Source organism: Robiginitalea sp., assembly GCF_049588695.1.
Classification (GTDB): Bacteria; Bacteroidota; Bacteroidia; order Flavobacteriales; family Flavobacteriaceae; genus Robiginitalea.
Window position 1 is genome coordinate 1 of record NZ_JBAVZJ010000153.1, and the last position, 3,060, is coordinate 3,060.

The following is a 3,060-nucleotide window of genomic DNA, read 5'->3' on the forward strand; positions in this document are numbered from 1 at the left end:
GAAGTAGAAAATTCTCGCCCGGCGAACTTTTCCGCGCTTGTTGATTTCCACCTTTTGCAGAGCAGGCATATTGATTGGGAAAATCCGTTCAACCCCTACAGTACCACTCATTTTCCGAATGGTGAAAGTTTCTGTAGCTCCTGAACCGCGTCTTTGGATGACGACACCGCGAAAGAACTGGGTACGGGTTTTTTCCCCTTCTTTGATTTCGTAATAAACGGTAATAGTGTCTCCCGAAGAAAAGTCTGGAAAGTCTTTTCGGGTTACAAATTCGTTTTCAACAAAACTTACTAAGGATTCCATGGTTACAGTTTAAATTTTTCCGGACCAACATGCACGCATCTCGTCAGAGGTTGAACCAAAATCGTGTGCAAAAATAATTTAATAATCTCAATTGACAAGGAAAATCAGTCTGATTTTAAATCGGTTGTGTCGTCGAGTAAATCCGGACGCCGCTCTCGGGTGCGCTCCAGGGCTTGTTCTTCCCGCCAGGACTCTATTTTTTTAAAATCTCCGCTTGTCAGGACCTCCGGGACGTGCATACCTTTAAATTCCCTGGGCCTTGTGTAAACGGGAGGCGCGAGCAAGTTGTCCTGAAAAGTATCTGTAAGGGCCGAGGTCTCGTCATTTAATACGCCCGGGATAAGCCGGATAACGGCGTCGCACAATACAGCGGCCCCGAGTTCACCGCCTGAAAGTACATAATCGCCTATTGAAATCTCTTTTGTAACCCAATGATCCCGAATTCTCTGGTCTATTCCTTTGTAATGCCCGCAGATAATCAGGAGATTTGAACGAAGTGACAGTCGATTGGCCATGGACTGTTTTAAGGTCTCCCCATCCGGAGTCATATAGATGATTTCATCATAGATGCATTTTGTGGTCAGATCCTCGAGACACCGGTCAAGGGGCTCAGGCATCAGAACCATTCCTGCTCCCCCCCCAAAGGCGTAGTCGTCTACCTGTTTGTAGCGGGATGTTGCGTAGTCCCTGAGATTATGAAGGTTTACCGCTACAATTCCCTTATCGATGGCCCGCTTTAAGATAGAAGCGCCGAAGGGGCTTTCCAACAATTCCGGCAATACGGTAATGATGTCAATGCGCATGGTTAGATAGTTTGACAATCCTTAACCTTTTGAGGTCCAGAAATAGTGAAAAACCCCCTCATCTTTTTTCCATCCGAGTCGTTCATAGAGTTTTCGCGCAGGGTTATCCACTGCGGTTTCTAAGGCCAATCCCTTCGCATTTTTGTTTCTGCAGAATTCCTGGGTGTGCAGCAGGAGGGCTTCTCCCAACCCGGATCCCCTTTGTTCAGGGAAGACAAAAAGGTCATTTAAAATAAAAAGGGGGCGCAGACTCACACTGGAAAATGAAGGGTAGAGCTGGGTAAAACCACAGATCAGGTTCCCGATAAGGGCTATAAAGATGACAGAGTCTTGTTTAATAATGCGTTCATGCATAAAAACCCGGGCCTTTTCTATGTCTGAGGGAGCTCCGTAGAAAACCCTGTAGGCATCCATGAGCTCCGCCAATTGCGGCAAATCTTCCCTATGGGCTTCCCGGATTGTCATGAAGTGCTAAAACAGGGGATGCTATTTCCCTTTTTTGTATTTATTGATCTCGTCCTGGAGTTGCCGACTAATTTTCTGCTCCCGTTCCAGGGCTTTACGGCGGTGGTCTTCATATTCAGCTTCCACATCAGCCAATTTAACTTTGGCTTCCTGGGTTAAGACGTTACTCCTTCGGTATTTGTAGATGAAAAGCAGGAGGAAAAGCAACAGAGCGCCGATTATAGTCCACAGGATCAAATTATAAGTAATCTTTGATACCTGCATCCCAAAGAAAGACATACTGTCCTTTTCTGCAGTAACATCGGACAACTGCTCAGTTGTATTTTCAAGCTTGCCATTGAGATCTTCAATAGTACCGTCCTGCCTGGTGATTGTGGCGTTTAATTCCCGGGCTTCTGCGCGGGCCTTGTTGAGGCTGTCTAGTATATTATCCCGGATTTTATCGAGTTGTATCCGGCGGACCACCTCATATCGCCTTCCTTCAGCATTGTAGTTCCCTGATTTTCTGTATAGAAATTCAAATTGGCTTTCGATTGTCCCACCGTCCAGTGAGCTTTCCTGTTCTTCTTCCTGGGACCAGAGCATGCTACCGGCAAAAAGCGCAAGGCCGAGTAAAATAGTTTTCAATAGCCTCATTGGATTGATTTCTTTAGTATATAAAGGGTTAGAAGTGACTAAAGTACTTCAATAAAATGGAATTTTAAAAAAAACTGCCAACACGCTGGGTCCAACATTCAACCCGGTGTTTGATGAACATCCTGCATTTCAACCTAGTAATAGGTAAAACGTCGGACTTTGGCAATATATTTTGAAAGGCGGATGACCTGATGGGCGTAGCCAAATTCATTGTCGTACCAAACATATAGAATAATGTTTTTTCCATCCGGGGATACAATCGTCGCCTTGCTGTCGTAAATAGCAGGGGCCGAGGTGCCTACAATGTCAGTAGAGACCAGTTCATTGCTCAGTGAATACTTAATTTGCTCTACAAGATCCCCCTCCAAAGCGTACTTTTTAACAATGGTATTTATACCGTCAGGTGTGGTTGTACTTTTAAGCTCCAGATTCAGAATGGCCAGGGATCCGTTGGGCACGGGAACCCTTATGGCATTGGAAGTGAGTTTCCCGGAGAGGGCAGGAAGGGCTTTGGCTACTGCTTTTCCCGCTCCGGTCTCGGTAATTACCATGTTGAGGGCAGCCGCGCGTCCCCGTCGGTATTTTGAATGGATATTGTCCACCAGATTCTGGTCGTTTGTGTAGGCGTGAATGGTTTCAATATGCCCTTTTTCAATGCCCAGAGAATCCTCAACAACCTTTAACAGCGGTGTTATGGCGTTTGTTGTACAGGAAGCTGCAGAATAAATCCGGACGGTGTCGGGGTTAAATTCGTTGTGGTTTACCCCATGTACAATATTTGGGATATCCTTGCCCGGGGCTGTAAGCAACACTTTGTCTACTCCCTTTGCTTTCAAATGTCTTCCCAGTGCAA

At 45.8% G+C, this 3,060-nt stretch carries 4 protein-coding genes and 1 pseudogene; all 5 read right to left on the reverse strand.

Annotated features, from left to right (window positions below):
• Positions 1 to 303: 50S ribosomal protein L19 (rplS, locus tag WBV75_RS03610; RefSeq protein WP_424119292.1), on the reverse strand; the 303-nt coding region annotated here is incomplete at its 3' end.
• A gap of 104 nt (positions 304 to 407) precedes the next feature.
• Positions 408 to 1,106 carry a tRNA (guanosine(37)-N1)-methyltransferase TrmD gene (gene trmD / locus WBV75_RS03615; protein WP_424119295.1) on the reverse strand — a complete coding sequence of 233 codons (699 nt, stop codon included), beginning with the start codon at positions 1,104 to 1,106 and terminating at the stop codon, positions 408 to 410.
• Between the two features lie 21 nt (positions 1,107 to 1,127).
• Positions 1,128 to 1,571: an N-acetyltransferase family protein gene (locus WBV75_RS03620; RefSeq protein ID WP_424119293.1), complete on the reverse strand. Its 444-nt coding sequence runs from the start codon at positions 1,569 to 1,571 to the stop codon at positions 1,128 to 1,130.
• A gap of 21 nt (positions 1,572 to 1,592) precedes the next feature.
• A complete protein-coding gene (locus tag WBV75_RS03625; protein WP_424119294.1) occupies positions 1,593 to 2,207 on the reverse strand; it encodes a tRNA (guanine-N1)-methyltransferase in 615 nt (204 codons plus the stop codon).
• 134 nt (positions 2,208 to 2,341) lie between these two features.
• Positions 2,342 to 3,060: pseudogene (locus WBV75_RS03630) on the reverse strand (glyceraldehyde-3-phosphate dehydrogenase); the annotation flags it as partial.